Below are 25470 nucleotides of genomic sequence, written 5' to 3' on the forward strand. Positions count from 1 at the left end.
GTGTTTCTGAGTGACCTGAAATTTACTTAGATCGTTGCTTCCTGCGATAAGAATATAACGTATTTTAAGTAACGTTTATCTGTTTTGTTTGCTTACGTCTAAACAGGTTCAGCTGTGACACAATCATTCCCGTCAGCATCAGGCCGCAGCCGATCATGGCGCGACTGCTGAAATCTTCCTCCAGTAACCACCAACCGCCGATGGCGGCAAAGACTGCTTCCAGGCTCATAATGATCGCTGCATGGGAGGCGGGGGCGTCGCGTTGGGCTACCACCTGAAGCGTATACGCTACTCCGACTGAAAGTAGACCGGCATAGGCGATGGGTTGCCATGCCAGAGTGATGTTGGACAGCGTCAGGCTGTCCTGTTCAAAGATCAGTGCAACGATAAAACTCAGCAGGGCGCAGATCATAAACTGGATGATTGCCAGTCTGAGGTTGTCCAGTTGACTGGCTAATCGGCCAATCACCACCACATGGGCGGCCCAGAAGAAAGCACTGCCGAGCACCAGCAGGTCACCACTATTGATGGTGAAATCGGCACCTGAATTCGTAGTAACGGTTAGGAAGTAGAGCCCGACAACCGCCAGCAGGCCTCCGATCCAGGTATTCAGACGGGTGATATGACCCAGCAGCAGCCCCAGAAGCGGTACGATAATGATGTAGAGTCCGGTGATAAATCCGGCATTACCCGCTGAGGTCCAGAGTAAACCCGCTTGTTGTAATGATGCCCCAAGAAACAGAATGAGACCGGCAGTGATGCTGCCCCGGAGCATCGCTCTGGGTTCTGTTGCGCCAGCCTTTGGGCGAAATAGCAGTAACAGTGGTAGCAGCGAAACCGCCCCCAACAGGAAGCGGCAGGCATTAAATCCGAAAGGCCCCAGGTGGTCCATGCCCAGACGCTGGGCGACGAAGGCAAAGCCCCAGATTGCAGCGACCAGCAACAGGGTCAGGTCGGCGCGGATATTGCGGGTTTCCATCAATGGAACCTCATAAAACAGGAAAAGAGCGGCTATTGTAGATGGCTGCTCTTTTTACGCAATGGGACGGTGGGAAAATGGCTGTTTGTCCGTGCTGATTGCTGCTCCGATATCAGCTCCGATTGCTGCTCGAATTGTCTGGTCTGAGCGATCAGGCAGTGGCTACGCTATCCCTCTGACTAAATGCCTTGCGTCCCAGTGAAAAGGCTTGACGGTTGAGCTCGGTCAGGGCCTCTCCCTTACGTTGAAAACGGGTCAGCAGCGCTTGTTCCAGAGTTTCCGGCGGAAACGGCAGGTGGTCGGCAATCGCTCCGAGCATTATTGAGTTAACCAACCGCCGATCGCCCAGCTCTATTGCGGCTTCACCCGCATTGAAATGATGCAGTTCAATTAAGCTGTCTGCTAATTGGCTGAGGGGATTTTCAGGATAGTCGTACAGGCCGATTGAGACCACCGGCGGTATGATAGGGTAGTCATTCACCATTACCACTGCGCCGGGTTTCATATGAGTGTGCCAGCGCAATGCTTCAGCCGGTTCAAACCCGATCATCATATCCGCATCGCCGGGCCTGATGGCCGGTGATAACACTTTTTTACCGAAGCGTACATGGGAGGTGACTACGCCGCCCCGTTGCGCCATTCCGGCCACCTCTGTTTTTTTGACGTCATAGCCCAGTGCCAGCGCGGCCTGAGCCAGTACATCAGCAGCGGTCATTACCCCTTGTCCGCCGATGCCCACGACCAGAATATTGGTGACAGTATCAGGGTTGATTGCGTCTGCATTCCCGTGCGATCTCATCACTTCACCTCCACAGCATTGATCTTATCGATATTGAAGGCCGCGACGATGGCGTCGGGGGCGCAGGTGTTGGTGCACAGGTTGCAGCCGGTACACGCCGCCGTATCGATGTTAACAAAGGACAGCTCTTTCTCTCTGCCATTGGGCTTGATGACGGTCTCCCTGCGGCTGACGAGAATCGCGGGACAACCGACATCAAGGCAGTTGCTGCAGCCGGTACATTTGTCCTCATCTACTTTAAGAGGCGGGAGCTTGCTATAGCGCTCGGTCAGGACACAGGGCTGATTGGTGATAATCACTGACGGCTCTTTTATCTTCACCTCTTCACGCAGCGCTTTGAACAGGGTCGGAAGCTCGTAAGGATTAACCTCGTGAATTCGTTCCGGCTTCACTCCCAGTGCTTCACAGAGCTTGCGGAAGTCGATTTGCAGGGTTGGCTCTCCGTGGATATTCAAACCGGAGGAGGGGGCGTTCTGACCACCGGTCATGCCCACCGCGCGGTTATCCAGCAATAGCACGGTGACATTGCCTTTGTTATAGGTGATATCCAGTAACCCCTGCATGCCCATATGCATAAAGGTTGAATCGCCAATCACGGCCAGAACGTTTTTATTCTGATCTGCCTCACTGCGTCCCTTATCAATACCCTGCGCCACACTCAGGGATGCCCCCATGCTGATGGTGGTATCCAGCGCATTCCAGGGATGACCGGCGCCGAGGGTATAACAGCCAATATCTCCGGCAATAATAGTGTTTTTGATATGGGAGAGGCAGTAGTAGATACCCAGATGGGGACAGGCAACGCAGAGGGTCGGTGGCCGGGGAAACAGCTCCTCAGTCGCGATTTGTTTATCTTCACAGGGCTTGCCCGATAGTTTATCGATGCAGGGGGCTAGTACCTGAGGTGATAGCTCGCCTATTCTGGGGAGAATATCTTTGCCATAAAGGCTGATCCCTGCGGCGCGGAGTTCAGTCTCAAGCAGCGGCTCAACCTCTTCCACAATCACCAGTTTATCGACGGTTGCCGAAAACTGGCGGATTTTTTCGATGGGGGCCGGATGACTGAAACCGAGTTTCAATACCGGCGCCTCAGGGTAGGCCTCTTTCACATGGAAATAGGCTGCCCCGGAGGCAACAAAGCCTATTGAGTTATCACGGCCGGTTTCAATGCGGTTAAGGGGATGAGTCTCGCTGACCTCTTTAAGTGTCAGGTCGCGGGCCATCATCAGCGGAATCCGTTTGCGGGCATTGCCGGGCACCATGACATAGCGGGCCGGGTCTTTGGTAAAGTTTTTACGTTGATAGGTTTCGGCCGGGCTGCACACGACCACCCCTTTAACATGGCAGATCCGGGTGGTCAGGCGCACCATTACCGGCACGTCATATTGCTCTGACAGGCCAAACGCCAGCCGGGTCATCTCATAGGCTTCCTGGGCGTCCGCAGGCTCCAGTACGGGGATATGGGCAAAGCGGCCCCAGTAGCGGGAATCCTGTTCATTCTGCGAAGATGACAGACCAACATCATCCGCCACCACGAGCACCAGACCACCGACTGCGCCGATCAGGGTCTGCGTCATCAGCGCATCAGAGGCGACATTTACCCCGACATGTTTCATCGCACACAGCGCCCGGCTACCTGCCAGGGAGGCACCGATAGCCACTTCAAGCGAGACCTTCTCATTGATCGACCATTCGGTGTAGATCTCAGGATAGGCGGCGATAAACTCCAGAATCTCAGTGGAGGGGGTGCCCGGGTAAGCAGAGGCAACAGTGCAGCCGGCATCTCGCGCGGCTAGTGCTACGGCTTCATTACCGGAAATAAACTGACGCTGATCCTGGCGGATGGGTTGGGGTGCGTTCAACAGAGGCTCCTTACGTTTTAAACCTGATAGTTTTTTTGATTGCTGTTGGTTTAAAAGTGAATCATAAAGGAGTGATTCTAAAACGAATCAGGCCGATGCCAGGCTGACCTGTGTCAACGATAGCCGACAACTGCTGATCAAATGGTCGTATATGGCCCGGATGGGGGATAGCAGCGGCGCTGTCAAAGCCGTTGCTAGTCGTTAGACGTGGCTTCGCCACTTGCTAGGAAAAGCCTTCTTTATTGAGGATAGGGGTGATTTAGGGAATAGATGCTTTGTAAGAAGGTTGTTGATTGGGCAGAGGTGGATAATCCCGAGCAACGTCTTTTTCTAGCAAGGAAAGCGAAGCTTTCCGTCTAGCCACTAACAGGCGCGAAGCGCCGTTCTAGCGGCTTAAGAGTTCTGCTGCATATACCGTTCGACGGTATCCACAACCGCCTGGGTCTGGCTGTCGACTTCCAGGTTTATCTTGTCGCCGACGGATGCTGTGCCAAAAATGGTCACGGTGAGGGTTTCCGGTATCAGATAGACGTTGAAGCGGTTGCCGAGCACTTCGCCGATGGTGAGACTGCAGCCGTTCAGAGATACGAACCCTTTGGGCAGTATATACTTCATCAATGCGGGCTCCACATCAAACCAGACGATGCGGTTGTCCTGGGGCTGTTCTATCTCGACGATGGTGGCCATGCCGTGGATATGACCGGAGAGCATGTGCCCGCCAATCTCATCACCGATGCGGGCGGCTCGCTCAAAATTAACCTTGTCTCCGGCCTTTAATTCACCGAGGTTGGTCACTCTGAGGGTTTCCATAATCAGGTCGAATCTTATCTGATTTGCGCTAAATTCCGTTATGGTGAGACAGGTGCCATTGATGGCGACACTGGCGCCGGTTTGGAGGTTATCGCAGTGCTGTTGGGGCAACTCGAGTGTCAGCTGCATGAACTGATCTTTCATGACTGTCGTAATAACCTTGGCAGTGCCCTGAACAATACCGGTGAACATAATGGTTTCCTGTTAGTTTCTGACTGGAGTTTCTTTACTGAACTATCTATTACTGGGCTATGTTTATAAAGACTGGCAGCTTATATTGCAATGTTTGAGGAGATCTATATGAAGGTTCTGATCAGTGGTGGTACCGGTTTTATTGGTCGTCATCTTATCCCCCGGCTGTTGGATTATGACCATGAACCGGTGGTTTTGACCCGTTCGGAAGCGAAAGCCCGAGCACTGTTTGGTTCCTCCGTCAGGGTGATCACCGATCTGAAACAGATTGTCAATGATGAGCAGGTTGACGCAATCATCAACCTGGCAGGTGAGGGGATTGCGGATAAGCGCTGGAGTGAAGAGCGTAAGCAGGTGTTAGTCGACAGCCGTATCGACATGACTGCCGATCTGATCTCGCTGATTATGCGGCTTGAACGCAACCCTGAGGTATTGATCAGTGGTTCTGCTATCGGCTTTTATGGTTGTCGCAGCGATGATCTTCAGCTGGATGAGCGTGGAGAGGTTGTTGATGATTATACCCACCGGTTATGTAAACACTGGGAAAGTGAAGCGCTTAAGGCGCAGTCGATGGGGGTCAGGGTTTGTCTGATAAGAACCGGTGTCGTGTTGGGCGAAGGAGGCGCTTTGGCAAAAATGTTGCCGGCTTTTAAGCTTGGACTGGGTGGCCCGGTTGCCCGGGGTGATCAGTGGATGTCCTGGATTCATATGGACGATCAGGTGGAAGCTATCAGTATGATGCTCACCCATCCTGAATTTAACGGGGCTTATAACCTGACGGCCCCTGAGGCGGTGACCAATGACGACTTCAGTCAGGGGCTGGCTGCGGCGTTGTCAAGGCCGTCATGGCTAAGGGTGCCCGCGGTGGTGCTGGATCTGATGCTGGGAGAGGGCAGTGATCTGTTGGTTAAGGGGCAGCGGGTCTACCCTAAACGGTTGCTCGACGCCGGTTATAAGTTTGCCTACCCGGATCTGACAACTGCGCTAAATCAGGTGCTGGCGCACAAAGACTGACAGAGCCTATGAGACAAACGCGTTAATACAAGAGATTGTCTTTTATGATCAGGATTATCGGGTATTTCGTAACTGGCTGTCTCTGATATGTTCAAGCGCCTTAGCCAGGAGGTCTCCGGACCATTGGCCGGATTCGGAACCACTGATATAGCTTTCCATATCCATTAACAGTAATTCGAGGGTTTTACTGTTACTTACCTCGCTCAGGTCGAGGCTGTCTGACAATGTATTGCCGGGCCAGAATAGTCTTGCCCAGTCTAGTATTAACAACCGGGATTCAAGCGGAAGGTCGTTATAGCAAGCATCGAGCGCTTTTTTGAAGGCTTGCTGTTCATTTTCCAACATCCGCTTGAGCTGGTTTTGTCCGCTTTCACTTTTAGCACTGTCTTCCTGAGCCCTGTCCTGAGGAATATTCTGTTGGCTGGCCGAGTTCCGACGAAGATGCTCTGAAGCCGGGTTAGCGGCAACATTTTTTTGTCGATGACCCGAGAACAGCGTGCCTGGTTTATCGTCTAGCTCGCCTATATCGAACTTCTTGCGGCGCTGGGATGAGTGGCTATAGAGCCACCCCAGTGAAGAGATAATGGCTATGGCGGTTAGCAGCCAGACCAATACCCGCATACTGTTGTTATTGAGATCCTCTTCAGGAGGGCTTGCAGAGACCTCAGTAACAGGCGCTTCAGCCATTTTTGTGGCGCTGACCGACGCTTCTTCAACCGCAGCCGGTTCAATTTTAAGAACAACCTTGTCTAACCGGACTCTCTCACTTTTATCTGAGTTTATATCCCACCAGGGAATAATGATCTCCGGCAGTGTCACTTCACCCCGTTCTGCCGGGGTTATGCGGACTGTTTCTGTCCGGCTACTGGAAATACCTTTAACGGTGACGTTCTGCTCAAGGCTGACATCCTCTACGGTGATCTGTGCCAGTTCATTGCGTAGCGGCATCAGGGCGGGTAACTGATCTGCCATCAGCCCTTCAGCGCTGATTTTCAGGATACGTAACTGGCTTTCACCCAGCACCAGACTGTTGTCCTCAGTGGTGAGGTCTTCGAGTGTCAGTTTGGCAGCGGGTAACCAGTAACCACGAATGGTCTGCGATACCCGGGGTAATACATCAACGTTTATCGGGTCTGTGTTGAGCTCAGGGGTTCCCGGGCCAGCACTGAAGTGCGCCGGGGGAATCGTGAACGGGCCGTTCTGCTCGGGAAATATTGCATAACTTTGCTCGGTGACCAGGTAGGCCTGCCCCTTCATCTGGCGGGTGTATTGCTGCTTATCACCCAGTGGTAAAACCTTTGTACCCGGAATTACGAGTTCAGACAGGGTAGACATGGGTGGCAGCTCGTCAAGATGAAACAGACGGATGCTGTAAAGCAGCTGGCTGTTTTGATAAACCTCGTAACTATCAGTTGAACTTTCCAGAAACGCATCGCTGCTGATTAGTGCAGCTGCGCCGGCAATACCTTCCACTGTAATTAGTTGTGGCTGGCTATATTCGTTATTCAGCTGCAGGGGAGGAATCTGCAGATCACCAGTCCGGCGGGGCCGCAGCAGGATTTTCCAGCGAGTAGTGTTGTGGTTGGCTCCGTTTGCATAGCTGGAAACCGTCATCTGTTTACTACCCAGAAAATGAAAGTCACGGGTTAGTGGGGAAAAGTCCGGGCGGCTGGCAGTGCGCTGATCCACCTCAACGGTGAGTTGGATTGTTTCTCCTTCGGTAATGGCAAAGCGGTCAGGAAAAACAGTCAGCTGCGCCCAGGCTGTGGGCGTAGCAAACGCCATCAGTGCGGCAATAAGTCCGGCAATAAGGTAATGGGTATGATGAAACGTCTGCGACATAAGTGGGTTTATCTCCGGTTTTGAGGCCGGCTCCAGAACGCGTATTACTGGTCGTTCGATACAGATTAATGCTGCCCGCTGGGCGGCTGTCGTACCGCTGATGCAACCGTAGCATAACTGAAAAAAGGAAGGAAAAGATATCTTTTGCCAAGATATAACTTATTGTTTTTGCTGAATATCAGTTTCATCCAGTGTTATTTGATCTTTACATTCCGGCAGGACTATCTAATTACCCGAAAACGATCCGGAGATACTGCGTGGGCCGGCTGGTGTCGATAGCAGTGGCGCAGCCCGGTTGCTGACAGTAGAATACTGCCACATGCCAGCCTACGGGCGATGATTTTCTATCTAATATGATCCTATGCAGCAGATAATTGTTGATATCAGTTTAACTCAGGAACAGTATCTGGCTCACTATCGCCAGCAGGTCAAGGATGTTGTGGCTGTGAGTCGAGATGGCAGACGAGTGCGGTTTCCATCCGCATTGTTGCAACCGTACCTGTTACATAATGGAATTCAGGGTAGTTTTCGCATCTGGTTTACCGATGCGGGAAAGTTTAGTTCTATCGAACGACTCTGATTTTTTTACAGCGCCCGCGGCATTGCATATAATGCCCGCACTTTAAATTGACTTGTGGTAACCCATGCTCTATCAAGCTGCCCGATCTCTGTTGTTTAAGCTCGACCCTGAAACGGCCCATGACCTGTCGCTGAACAGTTTGAGCCTGATGTCCAGCGTCGGATTAAATACACTCTTACGTGTAAAAACACTTAGCCAACCGGTTGAAGTGATGGGAATTCAGTTCCCGAATCCTGTTGGACTGGCCGCCGGGCTGGATAAAAACGGCATCGCTATCGATGGTATGGCGGCGCTGGGGTTCGGTTTTATTGAGGTGGGTACGGTAACCCCAAGGCCGCAGCCGGGTAATCCTCAGCCCCGGTTATTCCGGATTCCGGAGCATCAGGCGATTATCAACCGTATGGGCTTTAATAATCAGGGTGTCGACAGGCTCCTGAAAAATATAGAGAAGAGTCGTTTCGACGGTGTTCTGGGTATCAATATAGGTAAGAATTTTGATACGCCGGTCGAGAATGCTATTGATGATTATCTGATCTGCATGCGCAAGGTGTACGACAAGGCTACCTATATTACGGTGAACGTTTCCTCTCCCAATACCCCCGGGTTACGTTCATTGCAGTTCGGTGACTCCCTGAACGAGTTGCTGGCGGCGCTGAAGACAGAACAGGCTCGCCTGGTTCAGCTGCATGGTAAATATGTTCCGGTGGCGGTGAAGATTGCCCCGGATATGAGTGAAGATGAGTTTGGTCTGGTTGCCGCTGCACTCAAGTCCTATGAGATGGATGGTGTGATTGCGACGAATACAACCCTGTCGCGAAATGGTGTTGAAGATTCGCCGGTCGCACAGGAAGCTGGCGGGCTGAGTGGTGTGCCGGTGCGAAATGCTGCCACGAAAGCGATCCGCATTCTGGCTCGTGAGCTGGATGGTGCGCTGCCGATTATTGGTGTGGGCGGTATCACTAACGGTTTTGATGCGGCGGAAAAGATAGAGGCGGGGGCTTCACTGGTGCAGGTGTATACCGGTTTTATCTATCGTGGACCTGAGCTGATCTCTGAGTCTGTTAAGGCGATTGCAGAGCTTTCTGGTTGAGCCTTTTAGTTGAGCCATTTAGTTGAGCTTTTTAGATAAGCTTATAAGCTGAACCTAAGCGGGTAATCCCAAACGTAAGAAAGGCTCCTGAAGGAGCCTTTCTTGTATGTTCTTAACAGGTTGATTAAGTGTCAGTGGTTCGGTTAGTGCAGAGATGGATTAATGTGTATAGCCGAGACACCCGACTGACCATTCCAATGTGCTTCACGACCTTCACGCCACCCACTCATCCAGTGGGTTCTGAGGTCTCCGATTGTTACTGGGCACTCGTCTTTTGATTTGCCTACGAGTCCGGCGGTAAAGCCGCGGTTGAAAAGTACTGAAGAACGATCACGTTTTTGTCTCTTCATATAAAGACGCCTCTATATAGTTCTTAATATTTTCAGGCAGTTTACTGATACCACGGCCGTTGGTGCGAAAGCTGATTGTCAGTCTTTCTGATTCCCTGCCGTCTCAGTAAACCCGGTTACTGTGACTCAATTGCTCCTGTGGTTGGTGTGTTGACTGATTAAATTTTGAACTTCACAGAAATCCACAATGGCTTAAACGGAATCGGGTGTGTAATTAAAAAAAAGTATTAAGAATTCGATTTTAATAAAATTGTCACAAACGCATCTGCAAAAAGATCATTACTTCAATGGTTTGCACCGGGGTTTTAAAACAGTGAGATCTGATTGAAAAAAATTCACTTTACTGTAGTTTCTTTTGAATTCGTATCTTTGTCATTGGTCTTAAAAGCGTTTGCCGTTAATATGCCCGTTCTTAAATGAGGTATTCCCTGAGTATGAAATTCTTTGCTACCTGCCCTAAGGGGCTGGAGCCTGTTCTGTTTGATGAACTTCAGGCCCTGAATGTTGAAGCGCCGAAACAAACCCTGGCGGGTGTTTATTTTTCCGGTGGTCTTGAAGCGGCTTACCGTGCCTGTCTATGGTCGCGGGTAGCCAACCGTATTTTGCTTGAGTTGCACCGCTGTCCGGCTGAAACTGCGGATGAACTGTATCACGGCGTACAGCAGCTCAAGTGGCTTGAGCACATGCGTCCTGAAGGCACTCTGACGATCGATTTTACCGGTCAGTCAGAGGGTATTAACCACAGTCGTTTTGGTGCGCAAAAAGTTAAAGATGCGATAGTCGACCAGATTCGTGATGAAACCGGGCGGCGGCCCTCTGTCGACCGGATGAAACCGGATCTGAGAGTAAATGTGCATCTGCAGCGGGGCGAAGCAACGATTGCGGTTGATATTTCTGGAGACAGTCTGCACCGCCGCGGCTATCGCCTGCAATCCGGCTCTGCACCGATGAAAGAGAACCTTGCTGCAGCATTGCTGTATCGCTGTGGCTGGCCTGAAAAAGCGTCCGAGGGGCAGGCGTTGCTTGATCCGATGTGTGGTTCGGGAACCTTGCTGATAGAAGGTGTGTTGATGGCCGCTGATATCGCCCCGGGTCTGTTTCGCCGGGATTATGGTTTTACTTACTGGACACAACACAACAACGCGCTGTGGAAGTCTCTGCTTGAGGAGGCCAATGAGCGCCGTGATGCCGGACTGAAAAAAGTGAACAGCCGTTTTGAGGGCTTTGATGCGGACGCTAAAGTGCTCAATATCGCGCGGGATAATGCTCGCAGAGCCGGTGTTGAGCCGCTGATCCATCTTGAGCGTCGGGAGTTGTCAAGACTGACTCGTTCTGTTTCTGATGAACGCGGACTGGTGGTGACCAATCCTCCTTATGGTGAACGTCTTGGAGAGGAGCCAACACTGTTCTTCCTCTATCAGCACCTGGGTGAGCGTCTTAAAGCGGATTTTGCCGGTTGGCAAGCGGCGGTATTTACCGGCAATCCCGAGTTATGCAAGATGATGAAGCTGGCGTCGGATAAAACCTATAAGTTGTATAACGGTGCTATTCCCAGTCAGTTGCAGATCTTTAATATCCGTGCCCGTGCAGAACCTGCGATGGTGGTTCAGAAGCAACCTGAGCAACCAGCATCTGATGCTGAGGTCGTTTTGGATGCTGAGCACGATGTTCAGGTTCCTCCGGTTGAGTTGAGCGATGGTGCTCAGATGCTGGTTAACCGCCTCAATAAGAACCTCAAGCAACTGAGCAAATGGGCGAAGCGCCAGGATATTACCTGCTACCGTTTATATGATGCAGATCTGCCGGAATATTCGGCGGCTATCGATATCTATAACGATTGGGTGCATGTTCAGGAGTACCAGGCGCCTAAAAGTGTCGATATGGTTAAGGCATTTGCAAGGCTGCAGGAAATTGTTGCGGTTTTGCCATCGGTGCTGGGTGTGCCGGCTGAAAACATTATTCTGAAACAGCGTCGTCGGCAGCAGGGTGCAAGTCAGTATGAGAAGCGCGATCAGACCGAGCGCTATATTGATGTCACTGAAGGTGGCTGCCGAATTCTGGTGAATCTTGAAGATTATCTGGATACCGGTTTGTTTCTGGATCATCGTCCGATCCGCATGCAGATTCAACAGGAAGCGAAGGGCGGGGATTTTCTTAATCTGTTCAGCTATACCGCGACTGCATCGCTGCATGCTGCAAAAGGGGGCGCCCGTTCAACCACCAGTATTGATATGTCGGCGACCTACCTGAACTGGGCAAAGAAAAACTTTGCTCTGAATGGGTATGCAGAAGCGCGTAACCACTTTCTTCAGGAGGACTGTATTAAGTGGTTAAAGACCCAGAAAGGGCAGAGCTATGATCTGATTTTTATGGACCCGCCAACCTTCTCAAACTCTAAGCGGATGCATGATGTGCTGGATGTGCAGCGGGATCATGTGGATCTGATTAACCTGGCTATGGAGCTTTTGCGGCCTGGAGGCAAGCTGATCTTTTCTAATAACTACCGTCGTTTCAAGATAGATCCTCAGTTGGCTGAACGTTATAAGGTTGTTGATATTAGCCGTAAAACGATTGATCTGGATTTTAAACGTAACAGCAAAATTCATCAGTGCTTTGAAATTTCAGTACTTTGATATTTCAGTACTTTGATATTTGAGTGCTTTTATTTAAGTGCCCTGATTTGGAAGCGCTGTATTAAGGGCTAAAACGTTCTGGCCTGACAGCTGCTTTGACCGAAACCACCGCGAGGTGGTTTTTTTTGGTGCGCAGCGCCTGCTTGCGATTGGTGCGGTTTTAGCTGTTGGCACAGTACCTGCTTAATAAAACGCACATTTCTGGAGCAATAACGACTATTACTGGTTCATTCCTGTGTTTATGGCGGGTGTAGGCTGGCGATAGCGGAATCCGGAGTGTTCGAATAATTAAAAGCGCACTATTTATGTGCTAATTATGTTAATTGGCATCAAAAAGGTGCGAAAAGTTGGTGGGAGATCTTCGTGGAAAGTGTTAATAGTGCGGTAGAAACACTCGTTCAGAGTTCAAATACACTGTTTATTCTGATGGGCGCCATCATGGTGTTCGCGATGCATGCCGGATTTGCCTTCCTTGAGGTGGGTACTGTGCGCCAGAAGAACCAGGTGAATGCGCTGGTTAAGATTATGACGGACTTCGGTTTTTCCGCAGTCGCCTATTTCTTTATAGGGTATTGGGTTGCTTATGATGTCACCTTTTTTCAGGATGCTGAAACGCTGGCTCAGGGGAATGGCTATGAGTTGGTGAAGTTTTTCTTCCTGATGACCTTTGCGGCGGCGATTCCGGCGATCGTGTCTGGCGGCATTGCTGAGCGAGCGCAGTTCTGGCCCTTTCTGATTGCGTCCTCGCTGATTGTTGCGTTTGTCTACCCATTCTTTGAAGGGATTGTCTGGAATGGAAACTTCGGTGTGCAGGCATGGATGGAGAATACATTCGGGGCTGCATTCCATGATTTTGCCGGATCAGTTGTGGTGCACGGTGTTGGCGGCTGGCTTGGGTTGGTTGCGGTGGTCATGCTGGGTATTCGTAAGGGGCGCTATAGAAGCGGCAAACTGGTGGCGTTTCCGCCCTCTAATATCCCCTTTTTGGCGCTGGGTGCATGGATTCTCTGCATCGGCTGGTTTGGGTTTAATGTGATGTCGGCGCAGACGCTGGATGGTATTTCCGGGCTGGTTGCCGTTAACAGTCTGATGGCGATGGTAGGCGGTATTATTGTTTCACTATTACTGGGTAAAAATGACCCGGGTTTTATCCATAACGGTCCGCTGGCGGGTCTGGTAGCGATATGTGCGGGCTCAGACATTGTGCATCCGATTGGTGCCTTGATGATTGGGGGTATTGCGGGTGCGCTGTTTGTCTGGATGTTTACTGTGGTGCAGAATCGTTGGAAGATTGATGATGTGCTGGGTGTATGGCCTCTGCACGGCCTCTGCGGCGCCTGGGGCGGGATTGCAGCGGGTATCTTTGGGTCAGGTGCTCTGGGTGGTCTGGGGGGCGTTAGCCTGACTGCGCAGATTGTCGGTACACTGATGGGTATCGGGGTTGCTGTAATCGGTGGGGTTGTCGTTTATGGCGGTATTAAAGCTGTTATGGGGCTTCGTCTTGGTGAGGAAGAGGAGTTTAACGGCGCCGACCTGGCAATTCATAAGATTGAATCGATCTCTATCGACTCGTAGCCAATGAGGCGCCACTATCAATATGTAGCGCTTCTCAGTGATTAGCTGAGGCCGATTGGCTTAAAACGGGCTGCAGGGCCCGTTTTAATGAGTGCTGGAAGGAGGCTGTTATTTACCGGCGTTTGCTAAATACGCAGCCTCAGTCTTCTGCTTAGCACAATCTTCACGCTTATGCGTTTGATGCGGACTGAGTAAGCTCGTGTCTCCAGTGTATCCGCACTCTCAGAACAATCATTCCGGCCAGTACCAGCAGTGTGCCACTGACTAAGCCCAGCGGGTTTGGTATCAGTGAGTAGCAGGCTACGCCGAAACCCAGATAGGCAAACGGCTGTGCTTCATAAAACCATTCGGGAGTATAGCCTTCAGCAGATCCACGGGATATCTGAGCGAGGAGAAGGCGGTGTTGGCGGCGGTCATGACGACGATAGTTGGAACGCATAATCCAGATTGCGCTGCCGCTCAAATAGAGTGCCAGGGCTGCTAACAGTATTCCGGTGCTTTCATTGTAGATAACCGTCAGTAATGAACATGTTGCAAAGTAGAGATAGGGAATGCTCTCATAGACCGGTGTAGGAAGCCGCATAATAATCGCCTTTTGCAGATTGTTAGTTAAATCCCCTACCCATGTATGGATATTAGTATTAATCTGAGAGAATTATCTAGTTTGTAAGATGAAATTTATTCACGCCGTGTTAGATCTGCTTCTTTATAACGTTTTAACAGGCAAAAAAAAGCCGCTAGTGATAGCGGCTTTTTTTGATTATGCGGATTACTTGGTTGGGTAATCACGCATAACAGGGCCAGTATACAGTTGGCGTGGACGACCGATTTTGTTCGGGCTGCTGTGGAATTCACTCCAGTGAGAGATCCAGCCGATAGTCCGGGACAGCGCGAATATAACAGTGAACATGTTGGTTGGAATGCCTACTGCTTTCAGGATGATGCCGGAATAGAAGTCAACGTTCGGGTAGAGTTTACGCTCAACGAAATATTCATCTTCCAGGGCGATCTGCTCAAGCCGTTTGGCGATCTTCAGCAGAGGATCATTTTCGATACCCAGTTCAGCCAGAACTTCATCACAGGTTTGCTTCATAACTTTTGCCCGTGGGTCAAAGTTACGGTAAACACGGTGGCCAAAGCCCATCAGACGGAAAGAGTCGTCCGGATCTTTGGCGCGCTGGATGAATTCTTCGATATTAGACTCGTCACCAATCTCATTCAGCATTGTTAGTACGGCTTCGTTAGCTCCGCCGTGAGCAGGTCCCCACAGGGCGGCAATACCAGACGCAATACAGGCGAATGGGTTGGCGCCTGAAGAGCCTGCCAGACGAACGGTTGATGTCGAAGCGTTCTGTTCATGGTCAGCATGTAACAGGAAGATCTTGTCCATCGCCTTAGCCAGTACTGGATTAGTCACATAGTCTTCACATGGATTACCAAACATCATCTGCAGGAAGTTATCTGCGTAATCGAGATCGTTGCGAGGATACTGGAATGGCTGGCCAATGCTGTACTTGTAACACATGGCAGCAATGGTTGGCATTTTAGCGATCAGTCGGTAGGCACAGACTTCCCGGTGATGAGCGTCATCGATGTCCAGAGAGTCGTGGTAGAAGGCAGACAGTGCACCAACAACACCGACCATGATCGCCATAGGGTGAGCGTCACGGCGGAAGCCGTTAAAAAAGTGCAGCATCTGCTCATGAACCATGGTGTGGTTCTTAACAGTGTCTACGAATGTTTGCTTTTGCTCAGGGGTCGGCAGTTCGCCATTGAGTAGCAGGTAGCATACTTCCAGATAATCAGAATTTTCTGCCAATTGCTCAATGGGGTAGCCGCCGTGTAGCAAAACACCCTGGCCGCCATCTATATAGGTAATAGCGGAGTCACAAGCTGCGGTAGAAACAAAGCCTGGATCATAGGTGAACAGGCCTTTACTTGTCAGAGCGCGAACATCAATAACATCAGGTCCCATTGTTCCGGAATATACCGGCAATTCAAAAACCTCGTCGATACCGTCGACTGTTAAGCGTGCTTTCTTGTCAGCCATTATAGGCTCCTATCATTTCTGTTTAATCTGAATGACTTTATAAATTGTAGAAGGGTAATCACATGCCACAGCAGGGTTTGCAGTTAAACCTGCGGGCGCTTTGAGCCCTTTAATTCAGTCACAATCTAAGAGTTTTAGCTCGAAATAGGACTCTGACACTATAGAGAGTTGAATGCGTTTGTCAATTCAATCGAGCTTAGTTTTGCCGCGATGCAGCAAAGGTCTAATGCGTTGAAAGTATGGTTTATCAGGAAACTGAAATTAGCTGAATAATCATTTAGTTGTAGGGCGTTAGGGCTGAGTGTCTGATAAAAAAAACACTAGACAATAGGCTTAGGAAGGGTGTTGGTTAATTGTATTGCGGTAATTTGCTGGTATACTCCGTCACCAGCTTGCATTCCTCATTTCGGGATGGGGTGCGGGCGCTGGACCGAGGTGCTTATCTTTGTCTTTGTACACTACCTTTAACAACCTGGCCCTGCAATCGGGCTTAACATAAGTGTGAACAAGAGCCGTGAACGAGAAAAGACCCGTAAACTTAGATCTACGAACTATTAAACAGCCACTTCCGGCTATCACTTCCATACTGCACCGTGTAACGGGGCTTGCGCTGTTCTTTGGCGCGTTCTTTATGCTGTATGCACTTGGGATGTCTCTTGAATCTGAGCAGGGCTTTGAAGCTGCTGCGCAGATGCTGACGGAGAGCTTCTTTGCGAAGCTGATCGCGTGGGGATTGGTTTCAGCGTTGCTGTATCATTTCTTTGCCGGTATCAAACACCTGGTGATGGATTTTGGTCATTTTGAAGAGTTGGAAAGCGGTAAGATGGCAGCCAAGGTGACCCTGGTTGTTTCTGCTGTTGCAATTCTGCTGGCGGGAGTATGGATATGGTAACTTCAATTACAAGTTTTGGCCGAAGCGGTCTTTACGACTGGATGATCCAGCGTGTAACTGCTGTCGTATTACTTGCTTTTACAGTCTTTATGATTGGATACATGCTGTTTAGTCCGAACCTGGATTATCAGCAGTGGAAAGAATTGTTCGAATGCACCTCTATGCGGATCTTTACACTGATGGCTTTGCTGTCAATGGCGGCCCACGCATGGATCGGTATGTGGTCAATCTCAACTGACTACATTAAGCCAACGGGCATTCGTTTCTTGTTCCAGTCAGCTTGTGGTCTTCTGACGTTTATCTACGTCGTTTGGGGCATTCAGATTCTGTGGGGAGTGTAAGATGAGCAGCAAGTTACGTACGCTGACTTTTGACGGTATTGTTATTGGTGGTGGCGGCGCGGGAATGCGTGCGGCACTGCAACTGGCCCAGGGTGGCCTGAATACCGCGTGTATTACTAAAGTATTTCCAACCCGTTCGCATACTGTTTCTGCTCAGGGTGGTATTACCTGTGCAATTGCCAGTGCTGACCCGAACGATGACTGGCGCTGGCACATGTATGATACCGTTAAGGGCTCCGATTATATCGGTGACCAGGACGCTATCGAGTACATGTGTTCTGTAGGTCCTCAGGCTGTATACGAGCTGGACCACATGGGGATGCCATTCTCCCGTACTGAAGAGGGCCGTATATATCAGCGTCCTTTCGGTGGTCAGTCGAAGAACTTCGGTGAGGGTGGTCAGGCTGCCCGTACCTGTGCTGCAGCTGACCGTACTGGTCATGCGTTGCTGCACACGCTGTATCAGGCGAATATGAAAGCCGGTACAACATTCATGAACGAATGGTATGCGGTTGATCTGGTAAAGAATGCTGATGGTGCTGTTGTAGGTGTTATCGCGATCTGTATCGAAACCGGTGAAACGGTTTACGTCAAAGCCAAGGCAACTGTTCTGGCGACCGGCGGTGCAGGACGTATCTTCCAGTCTACGACTAACGCTCTTATCAATACCGGTGACGGTATGGGTATGTCTCTGCGTGCAGGTGTTCCTGCTCAGGATATGGAGATGTGGCAGTTCCACCCAACCGGTATTGCCGGCGCAGGTGTGCTGGTGACAGAAGGCTGTCGTGGTGAAGGTGGTTACCTGGTCAATAAAGACGGTGAGCGCTTCATGGAGCGGTACGCTCCAAACGCGAAAGACCTGGCTGGACGTGACGTTGTTGCCCGTTCCATGGTTCTCGAAATTCTGGCAGGCCGTGGCTGTGGCGAGAATGGTGATCATGTATTCCTGAAGCTGGATCATCTGGGTGAGGAAGTGCTGCACTCCCGTCTGCCAGGTATCTGTGAACTGTCTAAGACGTTTGCGCATGCAGATCCGGTTAAAGAGCCAGTACCTGTTGTGCCTACCTGTCACTATCAGATGGGTGGTGTTGCTACTAACATCGGTGGTCAGGCTATTGGTCGTGATGCGGATGGCAATGATTACATTATTGATGGTCTGTTTGCCTGTGGCGAAGTTGCCTGTGTATCAGTACACGGTGCTAACCGTCTGGGCGGTAACTCACTGCTTGACCTGGTTGTATTTGGTCGCGCAGCGGGTATTCAGATCGAGAAGCAGATGGCTGCTGGCTACTCCGCTGAAAATGCGACTGAAGCTGATGTTGAGCGTGCGATGGCGCGTCTTAACCGCCTGAATAACTCTACCGGTGGTGAGCGTGTATCTGAGGTTCGTGCTGATCTTCAGAAAACCATGCAGCTGTACTTCGGTGTATTCCGTGAAGGCGAAAGCATGGAGAAGGGTCTTGGGATGCTGAAAGAGATCCGCACTCGCGTGGAAAATCTGCATCTTGAAGATAAGTCTCAGTCTTTCAATACTGCGCGTATCGAAGCGCTGGAGCTGGAAAACCTGATGGAAGTTGCAGAAGCGACTGCTATCGCCGCTCTGACTCGTACGGAAAGTCGCGGTGCACATGCCCGTAACGACTTTACCGAGCGTGATGATGAAAACTGGCTGTGCCACTCACTGTTTGATCCTAAGACCAAAGAGATCACTAAGCGTGATGTTAACTTTGCGCCGAAGACAGTAGAAGCATTTCCACCAAAAATCCGTACTTACTAAGGGGTTGTTACGATGCTGGTAAGTGTATATCGCTATAATCCTGAGATTGATGATGCGCCTTACATGCAGGATATCCATATTGATATCCCGGGTGGCAAAGACATCATGGTTCTGGATCTGCTGCAACTGCTGAAAGATAAAGATCCGACAATGGGCTACCGTCGTTCATGCCGTGAAGGTGTGTGTGGTTCTGACGGTATGAACATGAATGGCCGTAATGGTCTGGCATGTATCACCCCTCTGTCTGAAGTTGTAGAAAACGACAAGCTGGTGCTTCGTCCGTTGCCGGGTCTGCCTGTTATTCGCGATCTGGTTGTAGATATGTCTCAGTTCTACAAACAGTACGAGAAGATCAAGCCGTTCCTGATCAACGATACGCCGCCGCCGGCTATCGAACGTCTGCAGTCGCCGGAAGAGCGTGCTGAGCTGGATGGTCTGTACGAGTGTATTCTCTGTGCATGCTGTTCTACTGCCTGCCCATCTTTCTGGTGGAATCCTGATAAGTTCATCGGTCCTTCCGGTTTGCTGCAAGCATACCGGTTCCTGGCAGACAGTCGTGATACTGCAACGACAGAGCGTCTGGCAGGGCTGGATGATCCGTTCAGCGTATTCCGCTGCCACGGCATCATGAACTGCGTCAGCGTTTGTCCTAAGGGGCTCAACCCCACCAAGGCAATTGGTAAGATTCGCAATATGCTGATTTCGCAAGCGACCTGATAGCAAACTGAGCGGCTCCCATTGGGAGCCGTTTTTTTTGACTTTTACCCGGGTACTAGTCAAAAGACTTATATCTGTTTGTGAGGAAAGTTTTTAGAATTCCCTCTGCATTGATATATAAACCTCGCCATAAAAAGCGTAGAATCACGTCCCGTAACCTGTACCTCTATCAGGCTATATACGTGAGAAATTATAAACGGTAACTAAACAGGGGACGGCCGGAACAGGCCAGTTGGACGGGACGTGGTGCATCCTGGACTTCGATAGTACCCCTGAGCCAGGGTGATCAAGAATGCAAGAAGGCATAATGGAGCTGATGTGGAAGAATGCCCATCTATACGGTGGCAACCTGTCTTACATTGAGCAGCTATATGAATCCTATCTGATGGACCCCAACGCGATTCCTCAGGAATGGCGTGAAGAATTCGATCGACTACCCAAAGTCGGCGATAACCTGACCCAGGATGTTCCTCATTCTACGGTACAGGATCATTTCCTCTATCTGGCTAAAAACCAGCGTCGTGCAGCACCTGCTGCGGGCGGTGGTCAAAGTTCTGAGCATGAGAAGAAGCAAATTCGCGTTTTGCGAATGATCAACGCTTATCGTGTACGTGGCCATCAGGCTGCCGATATCGATCCGCTTAATCTGATGCAGCGTGAACCGGTGCCAGATCTTGATCCACGCTTCCATGAGCTGTCTGAGGCGGATTTCGATACGACATTCCAGCTGGGTTCTCTGTTCTTCGGAACTGAAGAAGCAACCCTGAAAGAGATTATTAACGATCTCAAGAAGACCTACTGTACGACAGTCGGTGCTGAGTATATGCATATTGTTGATACTCAGGAAAAACGTTGGATACAGTCCAGACTCGAACCTGTCCGCTCCCATCCTGTCGTTGATGTCGACCGCAAAATGATGGTGCTTGAGCGACTAACAGCCGCTGAAGGTTTGGAAAAATACCTGGGTTCCCGCTTTGCCGGTGCAAAACGCTTCGGTCTGGAAGGTGGTGAATCTCTGATTGTTTCCCTGAATACGCTAATACAGCGTGCTGGTAAGCAGGGCGCCCGTGAAGTCGTTATCGGCATGGCTCACCGGGGACGTCTGAATACTCTGGTGAATATCTTCGGTAAAAACCCGGCAGAACTGTTCGGTGAGTTTGAAGGTAAGAAAACGCTGGAAACCTCAGGTGACGTAAAGTACCACCAGGGCTTTTCTTCCAACGTTATGACCGGGGGGGGGGAAGTTCACCTGGCGATGGCATTCAACCCATCTCACCTGGAGATCTCTGCGCCCGTTGTTGAAGGCTCCGTGCGTGCTCGTCAGGATCGTCGTCAGGACACTGTCGGTACAACCGTTGTACCTGTCAACATCCACGGTGACCAGGCATTTGCCGGTCAGGGCGTGGTGATGGAGACATTCCAGATGTCTCAGACCCGTGCGTATAAAACCGGTGGTACCATCCATATTGTGGTCAACAACCAGGTTGGTTTTACCACCAACAAACTGGAAGACTCTCGTTCTTCTGAGTACTGTACTGATGTTGCTAAAATGGTTCAGTCACCCATTTTTCATGTGAATGGTGATGATCCGGAAGCGGTTCGCTTTGTGACTCAACTGGCCGTTGATTACCGTACTGAGTTTAAGAAAGACGTGGTTATCGATCTGGTTTGTTACCGTCGTCGTGGCCATAACGAAGCGGATGAACCGTCTGGTACTCAGCCGCTGATGTACAAACAGATCAAAGTTCAGAAGTCTACCCGTGAACTGTATGCCCAGCAGCTGATTGCTGAAGGCGTCATCACTGAAGATCAGAGTAAGCAGCTGGAGCAGGATTACCGTAAAGATCTTGAAGATGGCAAACACGTAACCCATTCTCTGGTACTTGAGCCGAATCAGGAACTGTTTGTTGACTGGACGCCTTATATTGGCCACGAGTGGTCATTTGATTGCGATACCCGTGTTGACAATAAACTGCTACAGGAACTGGGTACCAAGATCTGTGAAGTCCCTGAAGGGTTCCAGGTGCAGCGTCAGGTGCAGAAAATTTACGATGACCGCAAACGTATGGCGGTCGGTGCGATGGAACTGAACTGGGGTATGGCTGAATCACTGGCCTATGCCACGATTCTGGCTGAAGGCTATCCTGTTCGCCTGACCGGTCAGGATGTTGGCCGGGGTACATTCTCTCATCGTCATGCTGTGCTTCATGATCAGCGCAATGGTGAAGTGTATGAACCGCTGAAAAATATTGCTGTAGATCAGCCACCACTCACATTGCATGACTCCTTCCTCTCTGAAGAGGCGGTATTGGCATTTGAGTATGGTTATTCGACGACTATGCCGAATTCACTGGTTATCTGGGAAGCTCAGTTTGGTGATTTTGCCAATGGTGCTCAGGTAGTTATTGATCAGTTCATTACCAGTGGTGAGCATAAGTGGGCGCGTCTCTGTGGCCTGACAATGCTGCTGCCACATGGTTTCGAAGGACAGGGGCCAGAGCACTCTTCAGCCCGTCTGGAGCGTTACCTGCAACTCTGTGCAGAGCATAATATTCAGGTATGTGTACCAACCACGCCAGCGCAAATCTTCCATCTGCTGCGTCGCCAGATTGTCCGGCCTCTGCGTAAGCCTCTGGTGGTGATGACGCCGAAGAGTCTGTTACGTCACAAGCAGGCTGTATCGACTCTGGAAGAACTGTCTGATGGTGAGTTCCTGCCGGTGATCGCTGAAACTAATCAGCTGGATCCGAAGAAGGTTAAGCGCCTGGTGCTGTGTAGCGGTAAGGTCTATTACGACCTGTATAACCGTCGTGCAGAACTTGAAAAAGACGATGTTGCTATTATTCGTATCGAGCAGCTGTATCCGTTCCCGGAACATCAGATGTTCGCAGCGATCAAAGATTACACTAACCTTGAATCGGTTGTTTGGTGTCAGGAAGAGCCAATGAACCAGGGTGCATGGTACTGTTCACAGCATCATATGCGCCATGCGCTGGCTCGTCATAACGACAAGATTCATATGGAAGGTGTGGGTCGTCCGCACGCCGCAGCTCCTGCCGTAGGTTACATCTCTGTACACCTTGAGCAGCAGGAAAAACTGGTTAATGAAGCAATCAATGGCTAACAGGCCCGACAAAAAAGCCTGTTAGTAGCACTGAGAAAGGAAAAAACATGTCAATCGAAATCAAAACGCCGACCTTCCCTGAATCCGTAGCCGACGGTACTGTAGCGACCTGGCACAAACAGCCTGGTGAGGCTTGTTCTACTGATGAACTGATCGTTGATATTGAAACTGATAAAGTCGTTCTGGAAGTTGTCGCCCCTTGTGATGGTGTGATCAAAGAGATCCTCAAAGGTGAAGGCGATACCGTACTGAGCGAAGAGCTCCTGGCGATCTTCGAAGCGGGCGCTGCGGCATCAGCAGCACCGGCAGCGGCATCTGCGCCTGCAGCGACTGCTGCACCCGCTGCTGCATCAGGTGAAACTGATGTTGAAAAAGTTGGGCCAGCCGCTCGTAAACTGATCGAAGAAAATGGTCTGGATGTTAACCAGATTCCAGGTACTGGCAAGAATGGCGGTATCACCAAGGAAGATGTGGTTAACTTCATCAAGAATAAGCCTGCTGCAGCACCGTCTGCACCGGTTAAAGTTGATAATGCTGCCGCACTGAACATCGCGTCCGGTGAGCGGGTTGAAAAACGTGTTCCGATGACCCGTCTGCGAGCCACTATTGCTAAGCGTCTGGTAGAAGCACAGCAAAGTGCCGCAATGCTGACGACTTACAATGAAGTCAACATGAAACCGATCATGGAACTGCGCAAGCAGTACAAAGATCTGTTTGAGAAGACCCATAACGGTACGCGTCTGGGCTTTATGTCCTTCTTCGTAAAAGCAGCAACTGAAGCACTGAAGCGTTTCCCTGCGGTTAACGCATCAATCGATGGTAACGATATGGTTTACCATGCGTATCAGGATATCGGTGTCGCGGTTTCTACCGAACGTGGTCTGATGGTGCCTGTTCTGCGTGATACAGATAGCATGAGCCTGGCGGGTGTTGAGTCTGCTATTGCTGACTTTGGCAAGCGCGGTCGTGATGGCAAGCTGGGTCTTGATGATATGCAGGGTGGTACATTCACTATCACTAACGGTGGTGTGTTCGGTTCCCTGATGTCTACCCCGATCCTGAACCCGCCACAAACTGCCATTATGGGTATGCATAAGATCCAGGATCGCCCAATGGCGGTGAATGGACAGGTAGAGATCCTGCCAATGATGTACCTGGCGCTCTCTTATGACCATCGTATGATTGATGGTAAGGAAGCAGTACAATTTCTCGTGACTATTAAAGACCTTCTGGAAGACCCTGCACGTATGCTTTTGGAAGTCTGAGTCGGTCCCTTACTAGAACGAATAGATAGGTAGGTAATAAATGTCTGATAAATTTGACGTAATTGTAATTGGTGCAGGACCTGGCGGATATGTCGCTGCGATTCGTGCTGCCCAGTTGGGTCTGAACACTGCGTGCGTTGAAAAGTGGGTTGATGATAAGGGTGCAGCTGTCCTCGGTGGTACCTGTTTGAACGTAGGTTGTATCCCGTCTAAGGCGCTGCTTGAGTCGACTCATCAGTTCCACAAGACTCAGCATGCAGATGTGCACGGCATCCAGACCGGTGACGTCACCATGGATGTTAAGAAGATGGTCGCCCGTAAGGATAAGATCGTCAGCAACCTCACCGGTGGTATCGCAGGCCTGTTCAAGGCTAACGGTGTAACACTGCTTCAGGGTATGGGTAAGCTGCTGGCTAATAAGCAGGTTCAGGTAACTGCCGCTGATGGCACTGCGTCTGTTTATGCAGCTGAGAACGTGATTCTGGCATCCGGATCTGTTCCGGTTGAGATTCCGCCAGCACCACTGACTGAAGGTCTGATTCTGGATAACGTCGGCGCCTTGAACATTGATGAGATTCCTAAGCGTCTGGGTGTCATCGGTGCGGGTGTTATCGGTCTTGAGATGGGTTCTGTCTGGGCACGTCTGGGTACTGAAGTGACTGTGCTGGAAGCGATGGATGAGTTCCTGTCCATGGCCGATACGGATGTTGCCAAAGAAGCTGCCAAGATCTTCAAAAAGCAGAATCTGGACATCAAGCTGGGTGCCCGTTGCACCGGTACTGAAGTTAACGGTAGCGAAGTTACCCTGAAGTATACCGACGCTGAAGGTGACAAAGAGCTGGTTGTCGATAAGCTGATCGTTGCGGTGGGTCGTCGTCCACAGACTCAGGGTCTGTTGGCGGATGATTCCGGCGTTAAGCTGGATGAGCGCGGCTTTATCTTTGTTGACGGCCAATGCCGTACTGAAGCGCCTGGCGTTTTCGCTGTGGGTGACTCTGTGCGTGGTCCTATGCTGGCGCATAAAGCGTCTGAAGAGGGCATTATGGTTGCTGATATTATTGCCGGCCATCATGCGCAGCTGAACTACGATGTTATTCCAAGCATCATCTACACTCACCCGGAACTGGCGTGGGTTGGTAAGACTGAGAAAGAGCTGAAAGCTGCTGGTGTTGCTATCAAAGTGGGTAAATTCCCATTTGCAGCCTCTGGTCGTGCTATGGCTGCTGATGATACCGATGGTTTCGTGAAGATGATTGCTGATGAAGCGACTGATCGGATCCTGGGTGTGCATATGGTTGGCGGTATCGCATCTGAGCTGATTGCTCAGGCAGCTATCGCGATGGAGTTTGGCTCTACCGCTGAAGATCTGCAGTTGACGGTGTTTGCTCACCCAACGGTATCTGAAGCAGTGCACGAAGCTGCGCTGGCGGTTGATGGTCATGCTATCCATATGGCTAATCGCAAAAAGCGTTAATCGCTGTACAATAGTTTGAAATTTCGACCGGGGTGACCCGGTCGATTATTGTTGAGGGTGAAACACTGTCACCTGAAGCAATTGGGCTGTGAAAAGATACTCTC

20 protein-coding genes are annotated in these 25470 nt (G+C 50.5%); 12 read left to right on the top strand and 8 right to left on the bottom strand.

Annotated elements, in window-relative coordinates; all coding sequences use genetic code 11:
• Nucleotides 1-64: 64 nt before the first annotated feature.
• From Q0499_RS16490 to Q0499_RS16505, 4 genes are all read right to left on the bottom strand, one after another.
• Nucleotides 65-979 carry a DMT family transporter gene (locus tag Q0499_RS16490; protein ID WP_299201433.1) on the bottom strand — a complete coding sequence of 305 codons (915 nt, stop codon included), beginning with the start codon at nucleotides 977-979 and terminating at the stop codon, nucleotides 65-67.
• A gap of 151 nt (nucleotides 980-1130) precedes the next feature.
• Nucleotides 1131-1778: an indolepyruvate oxidoreductase subunit beta gene (locus Q0499_RS16495; protein WP_299201436.1), complete on the bottom strand. Its 648-nt coding sequence runs from the start codon at nucleotides 1776-1778 to the stop codon at nucleotides 1131-1133.
• A complete protein-coding gene (locus Q0499_RS16500; protein ID WP_299201439.1) occupies nucleotides 1778-3640 on the bottom strand; it encodes a thiamine pyrophosphate-dependent enzyme in 1863 nt (620 codons plus the stop codon). The genes Q0499_RS16495 and Q0499_RS16500 overlap by 1 nt, the downstream gene beginning before the upstream one ends.
• A gap of 393 nt (nucleotides 3641-4033) precedes the next feature.
• Nucleotides 4034-4642: a riboflavin synthase subunit alpha gene (locus tag Q0499_RS16505; RefSeq protein WP_299201442.1), complete on the bottom strand. Its 609-nt coding sequence runs from the start codon at nucleotides 4640-4642 to the stop codon at nucleotides 4034-4036.
• Nucleotides 4643-4750: 108 nt separating this feature from the next.
• Between Q0499_RS16505 and Q0499_RS16510 the strand changes: the two genes are divergently transcribed.
• Nucleotides 4751-5656, top strand: coding sequence for a TIGR01777 family oxidoreductase (locus Q0499_RS16510; protein ID WP_299201445.1), 906 nt, complete (start codon nucleotides 4751-4753; stop codon nucleotides 5654-5656).
• A gap of 54 nt (nucleotides 5657-5710) precedes the next feature.
• Here Q0499_RS16510 and Q0499_RS16515 read toward each other — a convergent pair whose 3' ends face one another.
• Nucleotides 5711-7498, bottom strand: coding sequence for a BatD family protein (locus tag Q0499_RS16515; RefSeq protein ID WP_299201448.1), 1788 nt, complete (start codon nucleotides 7496-7498; stop codon nucleotides 5711-5713).
• Between the two features lie 361 nt (nucleotides 7499-7859).
• On the opposite strand from Q0499_RS16515, the gene Q0499_RS16520 reads away from it, so the two are divergent.
• Nucleotides 7860-8078 (top strand): DUF2835 domain-containing protein, encoded by a 219-nt coding sequence (locus Q0499_RS16520; protein WP_299201451.1) that lies wholly within the window; start codon nucleotides 7860-7862, stop codon nucleotides 8076-8078.
• Between the two features lie 64 nt (nucleotides 8079-8142).
• Nucleotides 8143-9168, top strand: a complete 1026-nt coding sequence (locus Q0499_RS16525; RefSeq protein ID WP_299201455.1) for a quinone-dependent dihydroorotate dehydrogenase — start codon at nucleotides 8143-8145, stop codon at nucleotides 9166-9168.
• Between the two features lie 143 nt (nucleotides 9169-9311).
• Here the strand turns inward: Q0499_RS16525 and Q0499_RS16530 are convergent, their stop codons facing one another.
• Nucleotides 9312-9518, bottom strand: coding sequence for a ribosome modulation factor (locus Q0499_RS16530; RefSeq protein WP_299201458.1), 207 nt, complete (start codon nucleotides 9516-9518; stop codon nucleotides 9312-9314).
• A gap of 434 nt (nucleotides 9519-9952) precedes the next feature.
• On the opposite strand from Q0499_RS16530, the gene rlmKL reads away from it, so the two are divergent.
• On the top strand, nucleotides 9953-12151 hold the full coding sequence (rlmKL, locus tag Q0499_RS16535) for a bifunctional 23S rRNA (guanine(2069)-N(7))-methyltransferase RlmK/23S rRNA (guanine(2445)-N(2))-methyltransferase RlmL (protein WP_299201461.1): 2199 nt from the start codon (nucleotides 9953-9955) through the stop codon (nucleotides 12149-12151).
• Between the two features lie 363 nt (nucleotides 12152-12514).
• The gene (locus tag Q0499_RS16540) at nucleotides 12515-13726 is read left to right on the top strand and encodes an ammonium transporter (RefSeq protein ID WP_299201464.1); all 1212 of its coding nucleotides are present in this window, start codon (nucleotides 12515-12517) and stop codon (nucleotides 13724-13726) included.
• A gap of 169 nt (nucleotides 13727-13895) precedes the next feature.
• On the opposite strand, the gene Q0499_RS16545 is transcribed toward Q0499_RS16540, so the two are convergent.
• Nucleotides 13896-14309: a hypothetical protein gene (locus tag Q0499_RS16545; protein WP_299201467.1), complete on the bottom strand. Its 414-nt coding sequence runs from the start codon at nucleotides 14307-14309 to the stop codon at nucleotides 13896-13898.
• Between the two features lie 186 nt (nucleotides 14310-14495).
• Nucleotides 14496-15776 (bottom strand): citrate synthase, encoded by a 1281-nt coding sequence (gene gltA, locus Q0499_RS16550; protein WP_299201470.1) that lies wholly within the window; start codon nucleotides 15774-15776, stop codon nucleotides 14496-14498.
• A gap of 514 nt (nucleotides 15777-16290) precedes the next feature.
• Here gltA and sdhC point away from each other — a divergent pair.
• From sdhC to lpdA, 7 genes are all read left to right on the top strand, one after another.
• Entirely contained in the window at nucleotides 16291-16668 is a 378-nt protein-coding gene (sdhC, locus tag Q0499_RS16555; RefSeq protein ID WP_299201473.1) for a succinate dehydrogenase, cytochrome b556 subunit, read from the top strand.
• A complete protein-coding gene (sdhD, locus tag Q0499_RS16560) occupies nucleotides 16662-17009 on the top strand; it encodes a succinate dehydrogenase, hydrophobic membrane anchor protein (RefSeq protein WP_299201475.1) in 348 nt (115 codons plus the stop codon). The genes sdhC and sdhD overlap by 7 nt, the downstream gene beginning before the upstream one ends.
• A 1-nt stretch (nucleotide 17010) precedes the next feature.
• Nucleotides 17011-18786: a succinate dehydrogenase flavoprotein subunit gene (gene sdhA, locus Q0499_RS16565; protein ID WP_299201478.1), complete on the top strand. Its 1776-nt coding sequence runs from the start codon at nucleotides 17011-17013 to the stop codon at nucleotides 18784-18786.
• Between the two features lie 12 nt (nucleotides 18787-18798).
• Nucleotides 18799-19503 (top strand): succinate dehydrogenase iron-sulfur subunit, encoded by a 705-nt coding sequence (locus Q0499_RS16570; protein WP_299201480.1) that lies wholly within the window; start codon nucleotides 18799-18801, stop codon nucleotides 19501-19503.
• Between the two features lie 292 nt (nucleotides 19504-19795).
• On the top strand, nucleotides 19796-22627 hold the full coding sequence (locus Q0499_RS16575; RefSeq protein ID WP_299201483.1) for a 2-oxoglutarate dehydrogenase E1 component: 2832 nt from the start codon (nucleotides 19796-19798) through the stop codon (nucleotides 22625-22627).
• Nucleotides 22628-22674: 47 nt separating this feature from the next.
• Complete coding sequence (odhB, locus tag Q0499_RS16580; protein ID WP_299201486.1) at nucleotides 22675-23892, top strand: 2-oxoglutarate dehydrogenase complex dihydrolipoyllysine-residue succinyltransferase; 1218 nt, start codon at nucleotides 22675-22677, stop codon at nucleotides 23890-23892.
• A gap of 40 nt (nucleotides 23893-23932) precedes the next feature.
• Nucleotides 23933-25366 (top strand): dihydrolipoyl dehydrogenase, encoded by a 1434-nt coding sequence (lpdA, locus tag Q0499_RS16585; RefSeq protein WP_299201489.1) that lies wholly within the window; start codon nucleotides 23933-23935, stop codon nucleotides 25364-25366.
• The last annotated feature ends 104 nt before the right edge of the window (nucleotides 25367-25470 follow it).

Origin of the sequence: uncultured Amphritea sp. (genome assembly GCF_937127095.1) — a bacterium.
Lineage (GTDB): Bacteria > Pseudomonadota > Gammaproteobacteria > Pseudomonadales > Balneatricaceae > Amphritea.

Excerpts from the sequence above, each read along its gene's own strand:
- Q0499_RS16490 (WP_299201433.1), bottom strand. The coding sequence starts at position 979 with ATGGAAACCCGCAATATCCGCGCCGACCTGACCCTGTTGCTGGTCGCT.
- Q0499_RS16495 (WP_299201436.1), bottom strand. The coding sequence starts at position 1,778 with ATGAGATCGCACGGGAATGCAGACGCAATCAACCCTGATACTGTCACC.
- Q0499_RS16505 (WP_299201442.1), bottom strand. The coding sequence starts at position 4,642 with ATGTTCACCGGTATTGTTCAGGGCACTGCCAAGGTTATTACGACAGTC.
- Q0499_RS16510 (WP_299201445.1), top strand. The coding sequence starts at position 4,751 with ATGAAGGTTCTGATCAGTGGTGGTACCGGTTTTATTGGTCGTCATCTT.
- Q0499_RS16515 (WP_299201448.1), bottom strand. The coding sequence starts at position 7,498 with ATGTCGCAGACGTTTCATCATACCCATTACCTTATTGCCGGACTTATT.
- Q0499_RS16520 (WP_299201451.1), top strand. The coding sequence starts at position 7,860 with ATGCAGCAGATAATTGTTGATATCAGTTTAACTCAGGAACAGTATCTG.
- Q0499_RS16525 (WP_299201455.1), top strand. The coding sequence starts at position 8,143 with ATGCTCTATCAAGCTGCCCGATCTCTGTTGTTTAAGCTCGACCCTGAA.
- Q0499_RS16530 (WP_299201458.1), bottom strand. The coding sequence starts at position 9,518 with ATGAAGAGACAAAAACGTGATCGTTCTTCAGTACTTTTCAACCGCGGC.
- rlmKL (WP_299201461.1), top strand. The coding sequence starts at position 9,953 with ATGAAATTCTTTGCTACCTGCCCTAAGGGGCTGGAGCCTGTTCTGTTT.
- Q0499_RS16545 (WP_299201467.1), bottom strand. The coding sequence starts at position 14,309 with ATGCGGCTTCCTACACCGGTCTATGAGAGCATTCCCTATCTCTACTTT.
- gltA (WP_299201470.1), bottom strand. The coding sequence starts at position 15,776 with ATGGCTGACAAGAAAGCACGCTTAACAGTCGACGGTATCGACGAGGTT.
- sdhD (WP_299201475.1), top strand. The coding sequence starts at position 16,662 with ATGGTAACTTCAATTACAAGTTTTGGCCGAAGCGGTCTTTACGACTGG.
- sdhA (WP_299201478.1), top strand. The coding sequence starts at position 17,011 with ATGAGCAGCAAGTTACGTACGCTGACTTTTGACGGTATTGTTATTGGT.
- Q0499_RS16570 (WP_299201480.1), top strand. The coding sequence starts at position 18,799 with ATGCTGGTAAGTGTATATCGCTATAATCCTGAGATTGATGATGCGCCT.
- Q0499_RS16575 (WP_299201483.1), top strand. The coding sequence starts at position 19,796 with ATGCAAGAAGGCATAATGGAGCTGATGTGGAAGAATGCCCATCTATAC.
- odhB (WP_299201486.1), top strand. The coding sequence starts at position 22,675 with ATGTCAATCGAAATCAAAACGCCGACCTTCCCTGAATCCGTAGCCGAC.
- lpdA (WP_299201489.1), top strand. The coding sequence starts at position 23,933 with ATGTCTGATAAATTTGACGTAATTGTAATTGGTGCAGGACCTGGCGGA.